A 20146-nucleotide genomic window follows, 5' to 3' on the forward strand; every position below is an offset into this window, starting at 1 on the left:
CGCCGCAGCGATTCGGGCAGGCGGCGAGTTTATCAGCTTGTCTTTGGCCGTGCTGACTAAAGGGTCAGCAAGCGGTCGGCGAGGCGACCGCTGGCCGTCAGTTCGAGGAATTCATCGCCCAGTCGGCGACTCTCGTCCATCGCCGCGTGCCAGTATTTCTGCCGGCTCGGCGCATCGCCCATGAAGCGTTTGAAGTCGTTACGATCGGGCAGCTTGCCGTAGGGCAGGCGCGCCAGATATTCCTTCGACGGCGCGACCAGCACCACGTCCTGCAAACGCTGCACCGAGGCGCGGCGCCACGGCAGGGTCTTGTCGAACCAGCCGGGGATCACCCGATCGGTGAAGTGCGGATAAAGCACGATGCCGTCGCCGCTGTAGGGAAGGTCGAGGTGATAGTCGAGCAGGCCGCCGTCGCGGAACGTACCTGCGCCGGCGCCGGGCAAGTCGCGCACGCCTTCCATGACCATCGGAATCGACCCCGAAGCGAGCAGGGCCTGACGCAGGTTGCCGGCATTGAGGGCAACGAAGCGCGAGGGGAAATCGGTCAAGGCATCGAGCGGCGGGGCGAGGCGCGGATCGTGGATGATCAGCCGTTCGAAGTGCCGCGACAGCCGGGCGCGCCCGCGCAGGTTGTCGGCGATCACCGAACCGAGTGCCAGACCGAGGCGCCCGCGATGGTCTTCGGCGAGGCGGCCCTGACTTTTCACCACCATGATGTTGAGGCGGTAATCGCGGTTTTCGAGGATGCTCGCGTCGCGGCCGTCGAGCAGGTCGTTGAGCATGCGTTGCGAGCTCTGACTGATCTCGGCCATGGTCACGCCTTTGTTGAAATTCTGCTCGGCGTACAGCTGACCGAGGCGGCGAATGCCTTCGGCGGCGTCCGGCAGGCAGGCACTGGCGAAGCGCCAGGAACCCACCGAGGCGCCGATCAGCGAACGCTCGCGCGGCGCACTCGGCAGCCACTCGCCGAACAACGCCAGATCGAGCCCCTGAATCCCCAGCGCCTTCGGCCCACCGGCCGCACCGGGCAGGGTGCCGACGTCAGCGGCGTGCAAGCCCTGCGCACGAATCCGCGCCATGGCCCGCGGGCCGGCCTTGAGGGTGAGGGCGGGGAACTTGATGTGGATGGCGGTCATACCGGTCTCGATCGTTAGCAAGCTGCGAATTATAAGCCGATGTTGCGAACCCTTGTAGGAGTGAGCCTGCTCGCGATAGCGGTGCATCAGTGGCAGATGTGTTGGCTGACACACCGCTATCGCGAGCAGGCTCACTCCTACAGAGTCTTATTCCAGGCGGTGGATTGGTAATGAAAAGGGCACAATGATGGCCATTCAGTTTCAGTTAAGTTGACCCCGCTAAGGTGCCCACCGTATGCAACATATAAGAATTCGGAGACACCATGAAAACCCTGACTGCCCTGACCACTGCCTCGATCATCGGCCTCACTGCCAGCACCGCTCACGCGCGCGATCTCGGGCCTGACGAAGCGCTTCGTTTGCGCGACGCTGGTACTATCGTCTCCTTCGAGAAGCTCAACGCCATCGCGCTGGAAGAACACCCCGGTTCGGAAATCACCGAAACCGAGCTGGAAGAAGAGTACGGCAAGTTCATTTACCAGATCGAACTGCGCGACCCGAAAGGTGTGAAGTGGGATCTGGAGTTGAACGCGGTAGATGGTGAAGTGCTCAGGGATCATCAGGATACGTAATGAAGCTGAATATTCGCGCCACCCGCCTGACGGCGCTGGCGCTGGTGTTGTTCTGCACCACTGCCATGGCCCGCGACCTTGATCAGGACGAGGCACTGGCCCTGCGTCGCGATGGCGTGATCCTGCCGCTGGAGCAAGTGCTGCAGCAGGCCATGGATCGCTACCCCGGTGCCAAACTGCTGGAAGTCGAGCTGGAAGAAAAACACGACGTGTACATTTACGAAGTCGAATTGCTGACGGTCGAAGGCGTGGCGCGCGAGCTGCACTTGAAGGCCGATACCGGCGAGTTAGTCAAAGACAAGGAAGATTGATCGATGCGTTTGCTTCTGGTGGAAGACCACGTACCGCTGGCCGACGAATTGCTCGCTGGCCTTCAGCGCCAGGGCTACGCGGTGGATTGGCTGGCCGATGGCCGTGACGCGGTGTATCAGGGCAGCAGCGAGCCCTATGACCTGATCATCCTCGACCTCGGCCTGCCCGGCGTACCGGGGCTGGACGTGCTTGCGCAGTGGCGCGCGGCCGGTCTGGCGATACCGGTGCTGATCCTCACCGCGCGCGATTCCTGGGCCGAGCGCATCGAAGGCCTGAAGGCCGGCGCGGATGATTACCTGACCAAACCGTTTCACCCGGAAGAGCTGTTCCTGCGCATTCAGTCGCTGTTGCGCCGCTCCAAGGGCCAGTCCAACCAGCCCACCCTGCAAGCCGCGGGCCTGCATCTGGACGAGGGCCGCCAGTGCGTGGTTCGCGACGGCGCCGACATCCAGCTGACCGCCGCCGAATTCCGCCTGCTGCGCTATTTCATGCTGCACCCCGAACAAATCCTCTCGAAAAGCCACCTCGCCGAACACCTCTACGACGGTGAGACCGAGCGCGATTCCAACGTCCTCGAAGTCCACGTCAATCACCTGCGGCGCAAGCTCGGCAAAAGCGTCATCGAAACCCGTCGCGGTCAGGGATACCTGTTCGGCGGGCAAGCTTCATGAGATCAATCCAGCGCCGGTTGAGCCTGGGTTTGATCAGCGTGATGGTGATCGTCGGTCTGGTGCTGGCGCAAACCAGCCTGTGGTTATTCGAAGTCGGCTTGCAGCGCTACCTCGAAGCCGGCCTGCGCAATGACAGCGAAAGCCTGCTGGTGGCGCTGGTGCGCGGCCCGCAAGGGTTGCAGCTGGATGAGCGGCATCTGTCGCCGGCCTATCAGCGGCCATTTTCCGGGCATTACTTTCGCATCGACTTCTCTGACAGTCACTGGCGCTCGCGCTCGTTATGGGATCAGGATCTGCCCTTGCTCGACCACCCGGGGCTGCACAGTAACCTGCAACTGGGCCCCGGCGGGCAACGCCTGCTGATATTGCGTTCGGACTATCGGCGCCTGGGCCAGTCGATCTCGATCAGCGTCGCCCAGGATTACACGCCGGTCAGCGACAGCTTCCAGCGCATGCGCCAGATCGGCCTCGGCCTGGGGCTGGCGGCGTTGTTGCTGATCCTGTTCCTGCAGCGCCTGACCGTGCGCCGCGCCCTCAAACCACTGGAGCGCGCGCGCGAGCAGATCGCTCAGTTGCAGCAGGGCCAGCGCTCGCAACTCGACGATCAGGTGCCGGTGGAACTGGAACCGCTGGTGGCGCAGATCAACCATTTGCTCGCCCACACCGAAGACAGCCTCAAGCGCTCGCGCAATGCCTTGGGCAACCTCGGCCACGCGTTGAAAACACCGCTGGCGGTGCTGCTGAGCCTGGCCTCCAGCGACAAGCTCGACGACCATCCCGAGCTGCGCAGGATTCTCAAGGAACAACTGGAACAGGTGCAGCAGCGCCTCAATCGTGAACTCAATCGGGCGCGGTTATCCGGTGATGCGCTGCCCGGCGCGTTGTTCGATTGCGATGCCGAGCTGCCGGGGTTGCTGGCGACGCTGAACATGATTCATGGCGAACACCTGGCCTTGAGTTACGTCGCACCGCCGGGCCTGCAACTGCCGTGGGATCGCGAGGACTTGCTGGAACTGCTCGGCAACCTGCTCGACAACGCCTGCAAATGGGCCGATGCCGAAGTGCGCTTGAGTGTGATCGAACGGTCTGACGGCTTTGCCCTGAGCGTGGAAGATGACGGGCCGGGAATCCCCGAGGAACAACGCGCTCAAGTGTTCAGCCGTGGCACGCGGCTTGATGAGCAGACCCACGGGCATGGGCTGGGCCTTGGCATCGTGCGGGACATCGTCGATACCTGGGGCGGCTTGCTGGTGCTGGGCGAGAGCGAGTGGGGCGGGTTGAAAGTGGTGATCGAGCTGCCTCGGCGGTGAGCCCTTGAAAAGCCCCTCACCCTAACCCTCTCCCGGAGGGAGAGGGGACTGACCGAGGTGTTTAGTCGAGGTACACCGACGTGAGATACCGAGCCGAACTCAGGTTTTGAAAGCATCACCGTGATCTGAGTACCGAGCCGGACTCAGGTTTGAATGGCGTGAAGATCGGCTCCCTTTCCCCCTCGCCCCCCTTGGGGGAGAGGGCTGGGGTGAGGGGGGAATCTGACTGACACCCCGCAATCTCAGATCAAACGCGAAACTGATCCATCAACCGCTGCTGCTGGTTCGCCAGGCTATTGAGCGACTGGCTCACCCGCGCCGATTCATTCGCCTGTCCCGACAAGGATTCGGTCACATCGCGAATCGTCGCCACATTATTGTTGATCTCCTCGGCCACCGCGCTTTGCTCTTCGGCGGCGCTGGCGATCTGCAGGTTCATGTCGCTGATCACCGTCACCGCATCGCCGATCTGCCGCAGCGCCGTCACGGCCTGGCCCACCTGCTCGACACTGCCCTGGGCCTGACGATGGCTGTTGCCCATCGAGCCGACCACTTCCTGCGTACCGTTCTGCAATTGCTCGATGACCTGGCGGGTTTCCTCCACCGACTCCTGGGTGCGGCGCGCGAGGTTGCGCACTTCGTCAGCGACCACCGCGAAACCGCGTCCGGCTTCACCGGCGCGGGCCGCTTCGATGGCAGCGTTAAGCGCCAGAAGGTTGGTCTGCTCGGCGATGGCGCGAATGGTTTCCAGCACCGTGCCGATCTTCTCGCTGTTGGCGGCCAAGCCCTCGACCTGCACCATCGCTGCGCTCATGTCGGCGGCGAGGGTGTCGATGCTCGCGGTGGTGCGATCGATCACCGTCAGGCCTTGGCGGGTAGCGCGGTCGGCGTCCTTGGCGGCTTCGGCGGCCTGCGCGGCGCTGCGTGCGACGTCCTGCGCAGTGGCACTCATTTCATGGGAGGCGGTGGCGACCTGATCGACCTGACGGTATTGCTGCTCCATGCCAGCGCTGGTCTGGGTAGCGATGGCCGAGGACTGGTCGGCGGTGTTGCGCGCGTCCTGCACCGAGCGTTTCACCTCGGCGATGATCGGCTGCAGCTTGTCGAGGAAACGGTTGAACCAGCCGGCCAGTTGCCCGAGTTCGTCCTGCTTGTCATAGGCCAGGCGCCGGGTCAGATCGCCTTCGCCGCTGGCGATGTCTTCAAGCATGTGCGCCACGCCGAGGATCGGCTTGGTCACGCTGCGCGCCATCAGCCACACCAATAGCAAACCGATCAGCGCGGCGAGCAGGCCGAGGCTCAGTTCGATCAGCGTGCCCGAATTATTGCTCGCATCCAGTTGCTGCTTGAGCGCTTCGGCGCGGCTGACCAGGACTTTTTCCGGCACGTCCAACAACACGCCCCACGCCGGCCCGCCGGGAATCGGCTGGAACGGCGACAGCACTTTCAACTGGCCGTTGCTGTGCAGACTGCTCACGCCAGTGCTCGAGGCGAGCAGGCGCAGCAACTCGCTGCCGCTGGCCTGATCCACCGCATCCAGGCGCTGGCTGAGCTTGCCGGCATCCGGGCTGTAGCCGGCGAGCAGGCCGGCAGGGCTGACGATGCTTACCGCGGTCTGACCGTCATAAAGTTTGCGACTGGCATTCTGGCTGATCGCTTGCAGGCTGTTGAGGTTGATGTCGACCGACAACGACGCAATGACTTTGCCGTTGACCTGCAGCGGGAAGACGATGCTGGTCATCAGCACTTTCTGCCCGTCGATGACGTAGAAGTACGGCTCGATCACGCAGGGTTTGAGGGTGGTGCGCGGGCAGGTGAACCAGGCGTTGGCGGCTTGACCGCTGGGGCCGGTGCTGGTGTCGCTCATGTCGCTTTCCGGCAGCGCCATCGAGGTGACTTTGCCCGGGGTCGGCTGCGACCAGTACAGGGCGAAACGGCCCTCGTCGTTGCTGCCCAGCTCAGCCTGATCGGCGAACAGTTCATCCTTGCCGTCCAGCGCGTTGGCTTCAAACACCAGCGACAGGCCGAGCAGGTCGGGGTTGGCCTGCAGCGCGGACTTGACCTGACGGGTCATGTCCTCGCGCAGGTCGAAGGCATCGAGAAAACGCTTCTCGGCCTGTTCACGCAAGAACAGCACCTGCCGCGAGAAACCGTGGCCGTACTGATAGGCGTCCATGAACTGCTGGCGAATGCCCGCAGCCTGCACTTCACCTTGCGATTCGATCCGCGCCTGCGCCGATTCGGTGAGCATCTCCATGCTCGAGGCCTTGACCAGCGCCGAGCTGTGTTCCATGCGATACAGCGAAAGACCGACCAACAGGGTCACGATACCGGCCAGGCAGAGGCCGGCGAGCAGGGTGATTTTCCATTGGATGGAAAGTTGTCTGAGCGACATGGAAAACATCCTTATCCGATAAATATCTGAGACTTTGCACTGTAGCGGCTGCGTTTGCGCTTTCTTTATCCCTCCAGCGCAATATGACCAATTGCGCATGCGATCCATGTAGGAGCTGCCGAAGGCTGCGATCTTGCGTTTTTGCTCTGGAACAAGATCAAAAGATCGCAGCCTTCGGCAGCTCCTACAGGGCCGTGTGACTTTGACAAGGACTGTTCGCTGCGGCACAGTGCGCGCCCTCTAATAAGACCCTCCGTACAAATCCGCCGGCCAATTCCGGGCGGACTCATCCTGTCTGGCGGTGTGTTTTCACCCGCAGTGTTTTTTGAGGTAGTGAAATGAATGCAGTCATAGCAGCCGTCGGCGTCATGCTGATCCTCAGCCTGTCGCGCGTGCATGTGGTGATCGCGCTGATCGTCGGGGCGCTGGTTGGTGGCCTGACCGGTGGTCTGGGCATCGAAGCGACGCTCAAGGCGTTCAACAGCGGCCTGGGCGGCGGCGCGACGGTGGCGTTGTCCTACGCCTTGCTCGGTGCTTTTGCCGTGGCGATCGCCAAGTCCGGCCTGGCCCATGCGCTGGCCGACAAGGCCCTGGCCATGGTGGACCGGCAACACGCGACCGGCGGCGGTAACGTCAAATGGCTGTTGATCGGCCTGCTCTGGGTGGTGGCGATTGCTTCGCAGAACATCCTGCCGATCCACATCGCGTTCATTCCGCTGCTGGTGCCGCCGCTTCTCTATGTACTGACCAAGCTGCAACTCGATCGCCGTTTGATCGCCTGCGTCATGACGTTCGGCCTCATCACTCCGTACATGTTCCTGCCGGTGGGCTTCGGCAACATCTTCCTCAATGAAATCCTGCTGGCCAACGTCGCGCGCAGCGGCGTCGACATCAGCGGTATCAATGTCACCCATGCCATGGGTATTCCGGCGCTGGGCATGCTGGTCGGCCTCGGCATCGCGTTTATCAGCTATCGCAAGAAGCGCGTCTATGACCTGGCGAAGATCGAACAAGTCGAGCAGACCGCGGTGCAGTACAACCCGCTGAGCCTGATGATTGCCGGTGTAGCGATCGCCGCCGCGTTCGTCATTCAGCTGTTGTTGGACTCGATGATTATCGGTGCGCTGGCCGGGTTTCTGATCTTCTCGGCATCGGGCATCGTCAAGTGGCGCGAGACCGATGATCTGTTCACCGAAGGCATGAAAATGATGGCGATGATCGGCTTCATCATGATCGCCTCCTCCGGTTTCGGCGAAGTGATCAAGGCCACCGGCGAAGTGCAGACCCTGGTAGAAGCCTCGGCGGCGTGGATCGATCACAGCAAGGGCGTCGGTGCCCTGATGATGTTGCTGGTCGGGCTGCTGGTGACCATGGGCATCGGCTCGTCGTTTTCCACCGTGCCGATTCTCGCGGTGATTTTCGTGCCGCTGTGCGTGCAACTGGGCTTCAGTCCGATCGCCATCGTCTGCATCGTCGGCACTGCCGGTGCGCTCGGCGACGCCGGATCGCCGGCCTCGGACTCGACCCTCGGCCCGACCTCCGGCCTGAACATCGACGGCCAGCATCACCACATCTGGGACACCGTCGTACCGACCTTCCTGCACTACAATTTGCCGCTGTTGGCGTTTGGCTGGGTGGCGGCGATGGTTCTCTAAACGGCCCACCAACCCCCTTGTAGGAGTTGGCCTGCTCGCGATAGCGGTGTATCCGTCGCCTCATCCGCTGACTGATACACCGCTATCGCGAGCAGGCTCACTCCTACAGGGGATCGGGTTATTTCCCGGACTCAACTTTTGCCCCGGCGTGCCGTTAAAGCCTTTAACCACGCCAACAAAATCAAAAGAGTGAGTCCCCCGATGCGCCTGAGTCTGAAGGCTAAAGTCCTGTCCCTTGCTGTTCTGCCGGTGCTGCTCTTTGCGCTGGTCATCAGCGTGACCACGCTGTTCATCCTCCAGGAACAGGCGCGCAAGGAAGTCGAGCAGACCCGCGAGCGGCTGCTCAGCGATGCCAAAGCCACCCTGCAAAGTTACGTCGCCGTGGCCATGACCACGATCAAACCCCTTTACGACGCCGCTGCGCCGGGTGACGACGCGGCGCGGGCGCAGGCGATCAAATTGCTCTCGGGCATCCGCTACGGCAAGGACGGTTACTTCTTCGGCTACGATTCCGAGACCGTGCGCCTGTTCAAGGCCAATGACCCCGACGGTGTGGGCAAAAGCTTCAAGGACAACCGCGATCCGAACGGCGTCTACGTCAACCTCGGCCTGGTCAAAGTGGCCAAGGACGGCACCCACTATCTGCAATACAGCTCGCCACTGCCGGGCAACGCCAAGGTGCTGGTGCCGAAACTCGGCTACACCGAATACCTGCCGAAGTGGGACATGGCGGTCGGTACTTCGGTCAACCTCGACGGCATCGAAGCGCAAGTCGCGCAGGTCGAAGCGCAAGTGCAGGAGCGTGTGCAAGGCGTGGTGCTGAGCATCGTCGGCGTCGCTGTACTGGTGCTGCTGGTGATCGCGGCGGCGGGCATGCTGCTGGCCAACACCATTCTGCGCCCGCTGACGCAAATGAAAGCCAGCCTCGACGATATCGCGGCGGGCGAGGGCGACCTGACCCGGCGCCTGAACATCACCAGCCAAGACGAACTCGGTGAGCTGGCCGGCTCGTTCAACCGTTTCGTCGACAAGATCCACGGCCTGGTGCGGCAGATCACCGAAATGACCACGCAACTCACCGGACTGGTCACCCAGGTCTCGGAACAGGCGCAGCGTTCCGATCAGGCCATGGAGCGTCAGCGCCACGAAACCGATCAGGTCGCTACGGCGATCAACGAAATGTCCGCTGCCGCCCAGGAGGTGGCGAAAAGCGCGCAGAACGCCGCCGTCGCCGCCCAACAGACCGACGAAGAAGGCCAGAGCGCCAAGCGCGTGGTCGCGGGCAGCATCAAACAGATTCATGCGCTGGTCGATGACATCCGCAACAGCGGCGTGTCGCTGGACAGCCTGCAGCAGGACGTCAGTTCAATTGTCGGCGTGCTCGGGGTGATCCGTTCGATTGCCGAGCAGACCAATCTGTTGGCCTTGAACGCAGCCATCGAAGCGGCCCGTGCTGGCGAGGCCGGGCGTGGTTTCGCCGTGGTCGCCGACGAAGTGCGCGCGCTGGCCAGCCGAACGCAGATCAGCACCCAGGAAATCCAGGGCATGATTGACCGCTTGCAAGCGGGCACGCAGCAGGCGGTCGAGGCGATGCGCCGCTCCAGCGAGGCCGGCGACGGCACTTCCCAGCAAGCTAATCAGGCCGGCGCGTCGCTGGATGCCATGGCCCAGTTGATCGCGACGATCAACTCGATGAACGCGCAGATCGCCAGCGCAGCGGAAGAGCAGACAGCGGTGGCCGAAGAGATCAACCGCAGCGTGCATCAGATTGCGGTGGCGGTGGACAGCGTCGCTGATGAAACGCAGTTGGGTGCGCAGACCTCGCGCAGTCTGGCGGAGCTGGGGCAGCGGCTGGGCAAGCTGGTCGGTCAGTTCCGTATCTGATCGCCTGAAAAGCCCCTCACCCTAGCCCTCTCCCAGAGGGAGAGGGGACCGATTGGGGGATATTGCGGGATTACGCCGACCTGAAAGTCCCGCTTTGAATCCATAATCGACGCGGTTTTTCAGGTCGATGCAGGAGGTGGTACACCTCGGTCGGTTCCCTCTCCCTCCGGGAGAGGGCTAGGGTGAGGGGCTCTTGATCTTCAAGCTCTGTCCCAATAGGGAATCTCGCCAAAGCATTCAACAAAAAAATCAATCACTGTGCGCACCTTCACCGACAACCGTCGGCTCCCCGGCCACAGCACCGCGATCTGCTGCGGCTCCAGACTGTTCGACACCTGATACTCCCCGAGCACCGGCACCAGTGTGCCTTCGCGCACCGCTTCGCCAATCAGCCACGACGGAAACATCACCAGCCCCAGCCCTTGCCGAGCAGCCTGGGTGAGTGTGTCGGCGTGGTTGCCGGTGATCGGGCCTCTGACCGTGTACGGCGTCCAGTCCTCGCCCTCACGGCGGAAAAACCAGCGCTGCTGACCGGCCGCGCCTTTGTAGGCCAGGCACTGATGCTGCGCGAGTTCGTCGGGATGCTGTGGGGTGCCGTGGCGCTGCAGATAGGCCGGGCTGGCGGCGACCTGAAAGCGGTGCGGAGCAAGGATCCGAGCCTGCATGCTCGAGTCGTGCAGCGCACCGATGCGAAACAGCAGATCGGCGCCTTCCTGCAACGGATCGATGTAATGGTCGGTTTGCTGGATGTCCAGTTGCAGCTTCGGATAGCGCGCGCAGAGCTCGCCCAGCCACGGCGTCAGGTGGCGTTGGCCGAACACCACTGGCGCGTTGATCCGCACCAGTCCGGTGGGTTCGCTTTGCTGCTCCTGCAACGCTTGCTCGGCTTCTTCCAATTGCACCAGCAGCAACCGCGCATGATGGCCGAGCGTGCGCCCGGCTTCGGTCGGGGTGACGGCACGGGTGTGGCGGTAGAGCAATTGCTGATTCAGCGCCTGCTCCATCAACTGGATCTGCCGCGAAATGGAGGAGGGGGCGACGCCTTCGCGGCGGGCCACTTCGGAAAAGCTGCCGTGGTCGAGGACCGCTACAAACAGCCGTAACGCCTTGAATCCGAGTTCATTAAGCCCGTGCATGCTGTGTCTCGCTGTGCGTTTTGCGCAAAAGTGTTGTCCGGATGCTCCCATTTATCGCACAGCGGCGCCAGCCGATAATCCGCGCCCTTGTTTATGAGCGTGGAAGGTTGTGTATGCAGACGTTGGATGAGGGGTTGGTCGCGGCACCAGTGAAGCGTTCGGTGTTACGTCTGTTGTTGCTGCCGCTGGTGATTCTCGCCGGCATGGGCTTGTCGGTGGAGGCGGGCTTGCTCGGGCCGTTGGGCGAGCAGGTCGGGCATTTGTGGGCAACTTTGAGCATCTTCGGCGTGGGCTCGGCGATTCTGTTTTTACTGCTGCTGTTCGCCGGCCCGCGAAAAGGTCCGGCGCTGACCGAACTGCCGCGCTGGCAGTTGATCGGCGGTTTTCTGGGGCCGATCTACGTGGTGGTGCTGACGCTGGCGACGCCGCACATCGGCATTGCCATGACGATGATCGCGATTTTGTCCGGGCAGGTCGGCAAGAGTGTGCTGATCGACCATTTCGGCTGGTTCGGCGCGACGCGCAAGAAGGTCAACGGCGAGCGCTGGCTGGCGTTGGGTTTGATTGTGGTGGCTTTGATTCTGATTGCGCGGGGGTGAATGATGGGTCTGGTGATTTTGCTGGCGGTGGTGGTGTTGGCCGGTGCGGTATTGAGTGTTCAGGCGGCGATCAATGGTCGCTTGGGTGAGACGGTGGGTGTGCTGCGTAGCAGTCTGCTGACCTTTGCCGTGGGTGCGGTGGTGACCGGGTTGTTGATCCTGTTTTTCGAGCCGGCGCAGGCGGTGAGTCTGCTGGAGGTGCCGAAGTGGCAGTTGACCGGGGCGCTGTTTGGCGTGGTGTACATGATGGTGATGGTCGGCGCGGTGCCAGTGGTCGGGACGGCTGTGGCGACCGTGGCGGTGATTGTCGGGCAGTTGGGGATGGGGATGTTGATCGACAATTTTGGCTGGTTGGAGAATCCGGCGATCGGCTTGTCTTCGAGCCGGATGCTGGCGATGGTTTGTTTGGCGGTGGCTTTGGTGTTTATGTATCGGAGTTCGCAGCGGACTGGGTGAATGAATACATATCAGATGAAATAGTCATTCTATTACGTCATCGGGTATGGGCGCGGTTGTAAATGATGACTTTTCCTTCGGTAGTTCAAGCTCGCTGATAATTGCCATTAGTGGGGCGCAGAAATAAGTGAAAGCCTGGGAAAGTAACCATATGGACAGTAATGCGATGAGGTCAATCGGATAAAGGGATGAATGTTGGAAAAGTATCAATGAAGAAACCAAGTGGGTTATTGCTAGCACGATTTCCGTGCGAGAAGCTTGAAAGGCTCTTGCCAGGCTGTGTGTCTTGCCGAACTTGTTCGTTCTGATCCAGGGTATGTTTAATTTGAAAAGTGGGGTGAAGAAAGCGGTGGCTGTATTCCACTGCAATGCGTTTTCTATCATGATTGTCATTATAAAATTGCGTGCACTGTTTCCTTTGAGATGTTTCAAAGTAATCCATCTCTTGATCTGTCTCATGTAAGGTGCGCAGATCAGGAATAATAATATGCTGTTGGGGATCTCTATCTTTATGTCGTTTTTGGCCAGGTAAGCTCCGAGTGATATTGTCACGAGACTAGGCACTAGCAGAAAACCTGGCGCTGCTTCTCCCATCAGACGCTTTAATCGAAGTACTTTTTGTGTTGAACTCAGGTTGCTGTTTTTTACTAAGCTGATGTGCAAGCGCCAATTTTTTTGGAGTTCTTGAATGGGGCCAGCTTGCCAGCGAAACATCTGTTTTTTAATGCCTTCAAATGTGCTGGGTATCAAGCCGCGTCCCCATGTATCAGCGAACACGTGTCCGATATAACCTCGTGCCAGCAGGCGAACCGATAGTTCATCGTCTTCCGTAAGGCTCCACTCAGCCCAACCACCGACCTCCTCAAGCATTTTTCTGCGAATCAAACACATGGTGCCTACGAGATTGGCTGAGTTGAACTCATTCATGACGGGGTGAACTATTTTTTGTTTCCGCAAGTAGAAATAATAGACTCCTGATAGAAAAAGATTGTCTCGCCACTCACGATAATCGTGGCTGGATTGTACGAAGGATACATTTTGATCGCTGAACAGGGGGATAAGCGAAGACAGAAACTCAGGATGTGCTATGTAATCTGCATCAACAGATGCAATTATTTCTGCCGCAGGATCCGTATGCCGCAAAGCGTAATTCATTGCGCCCGCTTTGGCTCCTGAAAGAGGGTCGACATGATAAAAATTAAAGCGCTTACCCAGCTTTTGGCAGTGGGATCGTACCGGCTTCCAAAGATTTTCATCTTTGGTGTTATTGTCGATTACGATGACTTCGTAATTTTCATAGGATAAATTTGCTAAGGCGTTCAGTGTCATAATAACCAGGCTGGGGGGTTCTTTGTAGCAAGGCACGTGTATGGATATTTTTGGTGATATTTTGTTTTTTTGCAGAGCTGAAGTTTGTAAGGCGTGGTTACGCTTAATATACTTCAGTGGGAGTTCCGGCAGCTCCATGATACCGCTCCATAGCATGTCGAATGCCGTGACTAATGTCGCAGCAGTCAGTAGCACGTAGGCCGTTATCTCAGCTGTTTTACTCCACTGGCTTTGATGGATAAGCGCTGCCATGAAAATCGCCAGTGATGACAGGTAACAGGCAGTGAACATCAGGTTGTAAATCCCAAATAGTGTGTAGCGCGGCATGCTAAAGCGGGCAAGTACTCCAATAAAAAGCGAAAATGCTGTTGGCATGACAATGCTTTCAATGCTGCCTGTTATGAATAAAGTGCATGCTGCAGCGATGAGAGCGGCGATTGTGTATAAGCGTGTCCAGTATTTATTTGAAATGGTTTCCAATGAATATGTCATCATTAGAATAATGCCGCCAAGTACGTAAATAATTGAGCCGAAATATAAGGCGTTCATCTGCATTGTTCCTGATAGTGCTAGTTATCTGGCATTCAGGAAGAATGTATTGCTATGGTTTTTTCGGTCTACTGTCATAAATGACAGGTTTTTAGCATATTTTGAAATGACAGTTATAGCCAACCAGCCGTGCGGGAGTCAGAAGTGCTGAATTGGCGGATTTCAGACGAACTGGTGTAACCCCATTATTTGTCGCAGCACTTCCATGGGGTATCAGTCTCGTTGCCATTGGACAGCATCTACACTGATATCACGGCTCGCCCGCAAGTCCCAGACAACCACCCGCAAGGAGTCTGTCCCATGTCCGATAAAAAATGCGACTGCCCCGGCTGCAACTGCACCCTCAAAGAGGGCGAACATTCCTATGCTGTGCACGGTAAACACTATTGCTGTGAGGCCTGCGCTCATCACCACAAGCACGGTGAAGAGTGTGCGATGAAGGGCTGCGGTTGCGCCCATCCGAAATAATCAGGGCAAAAAAAAAGTGGAGCCTAATCAGGCTCCACTTCCATTTTCAGACTGTCGTCTTCCCGGCGCTCAAAGTGCCTCACCGTGCCTTGCAACGTTCGCCCCTTGACCTTGACCACCACGATCTTGGCCTGGTCCAGATCCTCCGGCACCGGTGCCTGGACGCACAAGGTGAAGCGGTAGGGGTCATCCGCCACCGTTTCCAGGGCCACCTCGCAATCCACCGTTTTGCTGATCTGGCCGAAGAAAGTGGTCAGGCCGTAATCCAGTCGGGCCGGGTGATAAGTGTCGGTCATCGTCGATTCCCCCTTGCGATTGCCAAGCCTGCGGTGAAGGCGATGGGGTCAGTTGGTCTGGCGCCAGGTGACGTTTTCCAGGCCGAATTTTTCTGCCATCGGTTTGCTGGTCTTTTGCACTTTCTCGCGGCCGAAGCGCGGGATGCGACCCACGCCCGCGTCGCAGCTTGCCCAGTGCCAGGCTTCGGCGTTGTCCATTTTGTCCGAGCGGATAATGAACGACTTGGGGGTGCCATGCAGTGTGTAGTCGATGACGTAAAGTTTTGCGTTGTTCATAAAGCCCGTATTCCTCCCTGTGGTATTAAACGGATCGCGCTGTGCCGAGAAAATTCAGTTGGATTGTTCGACGGTATCTATCGTTGGCGAGGGCGGGGCGTGCTGGTTACCATGGCGGCTTCGCCAACCCCCTGTGAACGCTCGCCATGGCCCTCGCCGCGCCCCCTGATCTGACCGACACCGATGTGCCCGTGCAACCGCTGGCGCGGACGTACCCGCGTGGTTTGTTCGTCGAGCCGCACGAGCATGTCTGGGGGCAGTTGCTGTATGCGATGAGCGGGGTGATGTGGGTGGAAACCCCGCACGAAGCACTGGTGGTGCCGCCGCAGCGGGCGGTGTGGTTGCCGCCGGGGGTGCCCCACGGGATTCGCGTGGTGTCGGACTTGCAGATGCGCAATATCTACCTGCGCCCGGCGTTGGCGGCGACGCTGGATGCGACGGTGCAGGTGATCGAAGTCGGCGGTTTGCTGCGCGAGTTGATCGTCGGGCTGGTGGCGCAGGGCGATGATGGCGAGGCTGAGTATTACGAGGCGCTGGTCGGGCTGGCGTTGCTGGAGTTGCGGCGGGCAAGGCGTTCGCAACTGAAGATCCCACTGCCGGATGAGTCCGACCGGCGTCTGATGAACCTGTGTCAGGCAGTGATGGCCGCGCCGTCACTGGAGATCCCGTTCGAGCAGCATGCGGAAAACGCCGGCGCCAGCGTGCGCACTCTGGCGCGGTTGTTCAAGGACAGCCTCGGCATGGGCTTCGCCGAATGGCGGCGCCAAGTGCAACTGGCGACGGCGGTGGCGGCGTTGATTCAGGGCGTGGCGGTGAGCGTCATCGCTCGTGAACTGGGCTATTCACCGAGCAGCTTCAGCGACATGTTTCGCCGAGAGCTGGGCGTCGCGCCTTCGCAATTCTCCACTGGCTGAACACAACCCCCTGTAGGAGCGAGCCTGCTCGCGATAGCGGTCTTTCAGAGGTTGATGAGTTGACTGACACTCCGCTATCGCGAGCAGGCTCACTCCTACAGGGAGTTGTGGTGACCTTTTGGTTTTGTCCGAAATTCAGAAGTCCTTGGCCGATACCGCTCCGTCCCTTTCCCTAGACTCTGCCCATCACTTATCGCGGCGGAGTTCCCCCCATGAACTACCTCATTTCTCTGACCATTGGCCTGGGCGTCGGCCTGCTCTACGGCGCGCTCGATTTCCGTTCTCCCGCACCGCCGGCCATCGCGCTGGTCGGTCTGCTCGGCATGTTGGCCGGTGAGCAGTTGTGGCCGATGGGCCGGCAACTGGTCGCTGGCTGGTTGTCCTGAATTTCCCTTTTTTCACGGTGGATGTGCCCATGAAAGCGTTGCAATTCGATCAGACCGGCGACCTGTCTTCCCTGCGTTTCGTCGACGTGCCGACCCCGGTGCCCGGCGTCGATGAAGTGCTGGTGCAGATCAAGGCTGCGGGCCTCAATCCCAGCGATGTGAAAAACGTCCTCGGTCGTTTCCCTTACACCACTTTGCCGCGGGTACCGGGACGGGATTTTGCCGGGGTGGTGGTCGAGGGACCGCAAGCGTTGATCGGTCAGGAAGTCTGGGGCACCGGGCGCGAGCTGGGTTTCTTCGCCGACGGCGCCCATGCGCAATTCGTCAAACTGCCGGCCAATGGCGTGGCGCACAAACCGGCGCATCTGAGTTTCGCCCAGGCCGCCAGCCTCGGCGTGCCGTACACCACGGCGTGGGATGCGCTGGAACGCAGCCTGGTCAGCGCTGACACGCGCTTGCTGGTGATCGGCGGCGGGGCGGTGGCGACGGCGGCATTGGACTTGGCGAAAGTGCGCGGCGCGCAGTTGCTGGCCGCCGCGCGCCGGCCCGAGCAGGTGGCGGATTTGCAGAAGCAGGGCTATCAGACGATTCAACTGGACAAGCCTGACGAGCTGGGTGCGCAGGTCAACGCGGTGTACCGCGGCGGCGCCGATGTGATCTTCGATACCACCGGTTTCTGGCTGCCGGCCTCGGTCGCCGCACTGGCCACCTTCGGCCGCATCGCCATCATCGCCGCCCCGGTCGACGGCCACGTGCAACTGCCGGCGCTGGCGCTGTATCGCAAGGGCGGCTCGGTGGTCGGCATCAACTCGTTGCTGTACGGCGTCGAAGAATGCGCGGCGATGCTTGAGCAGTTCGGGCGGTTCTTCGACGAGGATCGCTTGCCGCTGCCGCAGGGCCTGGTGGAAGTGCCGCTGGCGGAAGGGTTGGCGCGTTATGCAGAGGTCAATCAGGGTGGCGGCGACAAGATCATTTTGCTGCCCTGACGCCCATTCCCACACACACGGAACCCATGTAGGAGTGAGCCTGCTCGCGATGGCGATATATCAGTGAAACATTCGCCGACTGACACACCGCTTTCGCGAGCAGGCTCGCTCCCTGGGTTGGGAACTCGACAGGCAAATTTCAGACGTGTCTGACAGCCCTTCGTGGTTCCTCCGTAAGGGTCTTCTTGATTATCTGCTCGGGATTGAGCGCACCATTCCTCCCCCCTAGGATTGCCTCCGCAGTCCTACCCGAACGCTCGCACGAGCGGTCCGAATTCCCGTCTTGCGGCCCGGTAACGCTCTGACGACTGGCAGCCTGGCAGGCTCTGATCGAATCATCCCGGCACTCGACAAGGAGTCATGCCATGCCCCGCCAATGTGACCTGCGTTTCACCTTCACCCCCCTGAAAGGCGATCCCTTTGACGTGGTCTCGTTCACCCTCGAAGAAGGGCTGTCCCAGCCATTCCAGCTCACCCTGGAACTGGCCAGCCACAACGCCGCCATCGACTTCAATCGCGTGCTCGACCTGGCGGGGCTGTTCACCATCTGGCGCGGCGAAACCGCGGTGCGCTACGTCCATGGTCTGGTCAGCCTGTTCACCCAGGGCGACACCGGTTTTCGTCGCACCCGCTACAGCGCTGTGGTGGAGCCGACCTTGTCGCGTTTCGATCTACGCTCCAACTGGCGCATCTTCCAGGGCCAGACCGTGCCCGACATCATCACCAGCGTACTGGCCGAGCAGAAGCTGACGGACATCCGCCGCGAAATCTGCTTCGACCACCAACCCCGCGAATACTGCGTACAGGCCGGCGAAACCGACCTCGATTTCACCGCCCGCCTCGCTGCCGAAGAAGGCCTGCTCTACACCTTCGAACACCGCGCCGACGGCCACACTTTGGTCCTCACCGACCGCGTCGGTGGCCTCGGCACGATCGGTACCCATAAAGACTGCCCGGTGCTCTATCAGCCAATGGCCGGCGGCGATTGCATGGAGCCAGCGCTGACCCGCTTCCACTACACCGAACAAGTGCGCACCGCACGCCAGGTACAGCGCGACTATACCTTCACCCACCCGCGCTACAACCAACAGCACACCGCGACCGGTGACCAGGACCTGAACAACCAGCACAAGGACTACGAACGCTACGACTACCCCGGGCGCTACAAGCGCGACATCGCCGGCAAGCCCTTTACCAAGACACGCCTGACCGCCCTGCGCAACGACGCCAAACTCGCGCATCTCAAAGGCGACGATGCACGCCTGCAACCGGGATTGGCGTTCGACCTCAACGAACACCCGCGCGAGAGTTTCAACGATCGCTGGCGCACCATCGCCGTTCAGCATCAAGGCAAACAACACAGCAGCCTGGAGGAGGAAGCGTTCGGCAGCGACCATGGAACGTCTTATGAAATGAGCGCCAGCGCCATCCACTGGATGGCCGACTGGAAAGCCCCGCTGCGCACCAAACCCTGCATCGACGGCCCGCAGATCGCCACCGTAGTCGGCCCGCCGGGGGAAGAGATCTATTGCGATGAATGGGGCCGGGTCAAGGTGCAGTTCCCGTGGGACCGTTCGGATAAAAACAACGACCAGAGCTCATGCTGGATTCGTGTGGCGCAAGGCTGGGCCGGGGCGACCTGGGGCGCCATGGCGATACCGCGAGTCGGACAGGAACTGATCATCAGCTATCTCGACGGCGACCCGGATCAACCGATTGCCACCGGGCGTGCATATCGGCAAACCAACTTGCCCCCGTATGAACTACCGAAACACAAAACCCGGATGACCATCAAAAGCCGCACGCACAAAGGGCTAGGGTTCAATGAGCTGCGGTTTGAAGATGAGCTGGGGCAGCAGGAGGTGTTTATTCATGCAGAGAGGGACAAGAACGTTCATGTCAAAAACGACAATGGCATCTTCGTCGGCAATGATCGTAACAAGCGGGTAGAACATGATGAAAAAGTCGAGGTCGGCCATGACCGTATGAAACAGGTCAGCAATAACGAGACCGTGAGTATTGGCCAGGACCATCGTCACGCCGTCGCTCGGGATCGGTTCCACCATGTCGGGCGTGATCACGAGACCGTCATCGACAACAACCGTATCGAATGTGTTGGCAATGAGCGCCACGATAAAACGGGAACTGATCATCACATTCAAACCGGCGGTAACGTTGATCACAAAGTACAAAGTAATTATCGGCTGGCGGTTGGCAAGATTATTGAACAGGAAACTACCTGCTACGAAGTGAAAGCAGGGCAGCGCATTGTCTTCAAGGCCCCTGCGGGAACCCTCACCCTCGACGACAGCGGCATCACACTCGACGGCTTATTGATCACTATCAAAGGTCCGGTCGAGTTGCACGGTGGGCCTGGAGGCCATGGCGGCTGGAGGGGAGAAGGCAGTCCTTCAAACGGCGACTTGCAAGAATTTTTTATTCTGCGGGACGCCAATACCGGTGCTCCGGTAGCCGATCGGCCTTATGAAATATCACGCGGCAGCGGTCACACCTTACGTGAAAGAACTGACGCCGAAGGCAAAACCAAAATCGTTGATTCAAGCGATGCAGAGCCTTTGGAAATTCAAGTATTAGCCGATGAAAACAAACTAGTGAAGCTCCGTGCCGGATACTGGGATGACTTCGGCGTTATGGACATTGACTTTGCCCTGAACCCGACATCGGAAGATAACAAGTCATGAATGAACCCTTAAAACCGCGAACAGCAAGCCGAGCCCCTGACGGTAAAACCCGCAGTGTCACGAAACCCAGTAGTAGCGGCATGGTGTTACCCGTCACGGACCCCCTGGACTTAT

19 protein-coding genes and 2 pseudogenes are annotated in these 20146 nt (G+C 59.9%); 14 read left to right on the forward strand and 7 right to left on the reverse strand.

Annotated elements, in window-relative coordinates:
* Positions 1-56: 56 nt before the first annotated feature.
* On the reverse strand, positions 57-1136 hold the full coding sequence (locus BLU71_RS04255; protein ID WP_042609101.1) for a hypothetical protein: 1080 nt from the start codon (positions 1134-1136) through the stop codon (positions 57-59).
* 263 nt (positions 1137-1399) lie between these two features.
* Between BLU71_RS04255 and BLU71_RS04260 the strand changes: the two genes are divergently transcribed.
* The 4 genes from BLU71_RS04260 to BLU71_RS04275 are packed head-to-tail and all read left to right on the forward strand — an operon-like array spanning position 1400 to position 4001.
* Entirely contained in the window at positions 1400-1708 is a 309-nt protein-coding gene (locus BLU71_RS04260; RefSeq protein ID WP_083352394.1) for a PepSY domain-containing protein, read from the forward strand.
* Positions 1708-2019, forward strand: coding sequence for a PepSY domain-containing protein (locus BLU71_RS04265; RefSeq protein ID WP_042609103.1), 312 nt, complete (start codon positions 1708-1710; stop codon positions 2017-2019). The genes BLU71_RS04260 and BLU71_RS04265 overlap by 1 nt, the downstream gene beginning before the upstream one ends.
* 3 nt (positions 2020-2022) lie before the next feature.
* Entirely contained in the window at positions 2023-2691 is a 669-nt protein-coding gene (locus BLU71_RS04270) for a response regulator transcription factor (RefSeq protein ID WP_042609104.1), read from the forward strand.
* Positions 2688-4001 carry a sensor histidine kinase gene (locus BLU71_RS04275; protein WP_083352395.1) on the forward strand — a complete coding sequence of 438 codons (1314 nt, stop codon included), beginning with the start codon at positions 2688-2690 and terminating at the stop codon, positions 3999-4001. Before BLU71_RS04270 ends, BLU71_RS04275 begins: the two co-directional genes overlap by 4 nt.
* Before the next feature lie 247 nt (positions 4002-4248).
* Here the strand turns inward: BLU71_RS04275 and BLU71_RS28060 are convergent, their stop codons facing one another.
* Both BLU71_RS28060 and BLU71_RS28065 read right to left on the reverse strand, forming a co-directional pair.
* A complete protein-coding gene (locus tag BLU71_RS28060; protein ID WP_371699990.1) occupies positions 4249-5004 on the reverse strand; it encodes a methyl-accepting chemotaxis protein in 756 nt (251 codons plus the stop codon).
* 102 nt (positions 5005-5106) lie between these two features.
* A pseudogene (locus tag BLU71_RS28065) lies at positions 5107-6504 on the reverse strand (HAMP domain-containing protein); the annotation flags it as partial.
* Positions 6505-6734: 230 nt separating this feature from the next.
* On the opposite strand from BLU71_RS28065, the gene BLU71_RS04285 reads away from it, so the two are divergent.
* The 3 genes and pseudogenes from BLU71_RS04285 (at position 6735) to BLU71_RS28075 (ending at position 9935) form a co-directional block, all read left to right on the forward strand.
* A complete protein-coding gene (locus BLU71_RS04285) occupies positions 6735-8051 on the forward strand; it encodes a Na+/H+ antiporter family protein (protein ID WP_064361384.1) in 1317 nt (438 codons plus the stop codon).
* Positions 8052-8252: 201 nt separating this feature from the next.
* A pseudogene (locus BLU71_RS28070) lies at positions 8253-9077 on the forward strand (cache domain-containing protein); the annotation flags it as partial.
* A gap of 102 nt (positions 9078-9179) precedes the next feature.
* Entirely contained in the window at positions 9180-9935 is a 756-nt protein-coding gene (locus BLU71_RS28075) for a methyl-accepting chemotaxis protein (protein ID WP_370593524.1), read from the forward strand.
* Positions 9936-10135: 200 nt separating this feature from the next.
* On the opposite strand, the gene BLU71_RS04295 is transcribed toward BLU71_RS28075, so the two are convergent.
* Positions 10136-11071, reverse strand: coding sequence for a LysR family transcriptional regulator (locus tag BLU71_RS04295; protein WP_083352397.1), 936 nt, complete (start codon positions 11069-11071; stop codon positions 10136-10138).
* Between the two features lie 113 nt (positions 11072-11184).
* On the opposite strand from BLU71_RS04295, the gene BLU71_RS04300 reads away from it, so the two are divergent.
* Both BLU71_RS04300 and BLU71_RS04305 read left to right on the forward strand, forming a co-directional pair.
* On the forward strand, positions 11185-11670 hold the full coding sequence (locus BLU71_RS04300) for a DMT family transporter (protein ID WP_065615962.1): 486 nt from the start codon (positions 11185-11187) through the stop codon (positions 11668-11670).
* Positions 11671-11673: 3 nt separating this feature from the next.
* On the forward strand, positions 11674-12126 hold the full coding sequence (locus BLU71_RS04305) for a DMT family transporter (RefSeq protein ID WP_083354299.1): 453 nt from the start codon (positions 11674-11676) through the stop codon (positions 12124-12126).
* 24 nt (positions 12127-12150) lie between these two features.
* On the opposite strand, the gene BLU71_RS04310 is transcribed toward BLU71_RS04305, so the two are convergent.
* Complete coding sequence (locus BLU71_RS04310) at positions 12151-14004, reverse strand: glycosyltransferase (RefSeq protein ID WP_159245487.1); 1854 nt, start codon at positions 14002-14004, stop codon at positions 12151-12153.
* Between the two features lie 300 nt (positions 14005-14304).
* On the opposite strand from BLU71_RS04310, the gene BLU71_RS04315 reads away from it, so the two are divergent.
* The gene (locus BLU71_RS04315; RefSeq protein ID WP_080902506.1) at positions 14305-14472 is read left to right on the forward strand and encodes a metallothionein; all 168 of its coding nucleotides are present in this window, start codon (positions 14305-14307) and stop codon (positions 14470-14472) included.
* Positions 14473-14495: 23 nt separating this feature from the next.
* Here BLU71_RS04315 and BLU71_RS04320 read toward each other — a convergent pair whose 3' ends face one another.
* Complete coding sequence (locus BLU71_RS04320) at positions 14496-14768, reverse strand: hypothetical protein (protein ID WP_083352399.1); 273 nt, start codon at positions 14766-14768, stop codon at positions 14496-14498.
* Between the two features lie 48 nt (positions 14769-14816).
* Complete coding sequence (locus BLU71_RS04325; RefSeq protein WP_016775403.1) at positions 14817-15044, reverse strand: DUF6555 family protein; 228 nt, start codon at positions 15042-15044, stop codon at positions 14817-14819.
* A 146-nt stretch (positions 15045-15190) separates the two neighbouring features.
* Here BLU71_RS04325 and BLU71_RS04330 point away from each other — a divergent pair, with 146 nt between their 5' ends.
* From BLU71_RS04330 to BLU71_RS04345, 4 genes are all read left to right on the forward strand, one after another.
* Positions 15191-15958 (forward strand): AraC family transcriptional regulator, encoded by a 768-nt coding sequence (locus BLU71_RS04330; RefSeq protein ID WP_042609113.1) that lies wholly within the window; start codon positions 15191-15193, stop codon positions 15956-15958.
* A 212-nt stretch (positions 15959-16170) separates the two neighbouring features.
* On the forward strand, positions 16171-16344 hold the full coding sequence (locus BLU71_RS04335) for a DUF1427 family protein (RefSeq protein ID WP_080902507.1): 174 nt from the start codon (positions 16171-16173) through the stop codon (positions 16342-16344).
* A gap of 29 nt (positions 16345-16373) precedes the next feature.
* Complete coding sequence (locus BLU71_RS04340) at positions 16374-17330, forward strand: quinone oxidoreductase family protein (protein WP_083352400.1); 957 nt, start codon at positions 16374-16376, stop codon at positions 17328-17330.
* Between the two features lie 365 nt (positions 17331-17695).
* Positions 17696-20032 carry a type VI secretion system Vgr family protein gene (locus BLU71_RS04345; RefSeq protein WP_083352401.1) on the forward strand — a complete coding sequence of 779 codons (2337 nt, stop codon included), beginning with the start codon at positions 17696-17698 and terminating at the stop codon, positions 20030-20032.
* Positions 20033-20146: the final 114 nt, after the last annotated feature.

Origin of the sequence: Pseudomonas moraviensis, assembly GCF_900105805.1 — a bacterium.
Taxonomy (GTDB): domain Bacteria; phylum Pseudomonadota; class Gammaproteobacteria; order Pseudomonadales; family Pseudomonadaceae; genus Aquipseudomonas; species Aquipseudomonas moraviensis_A.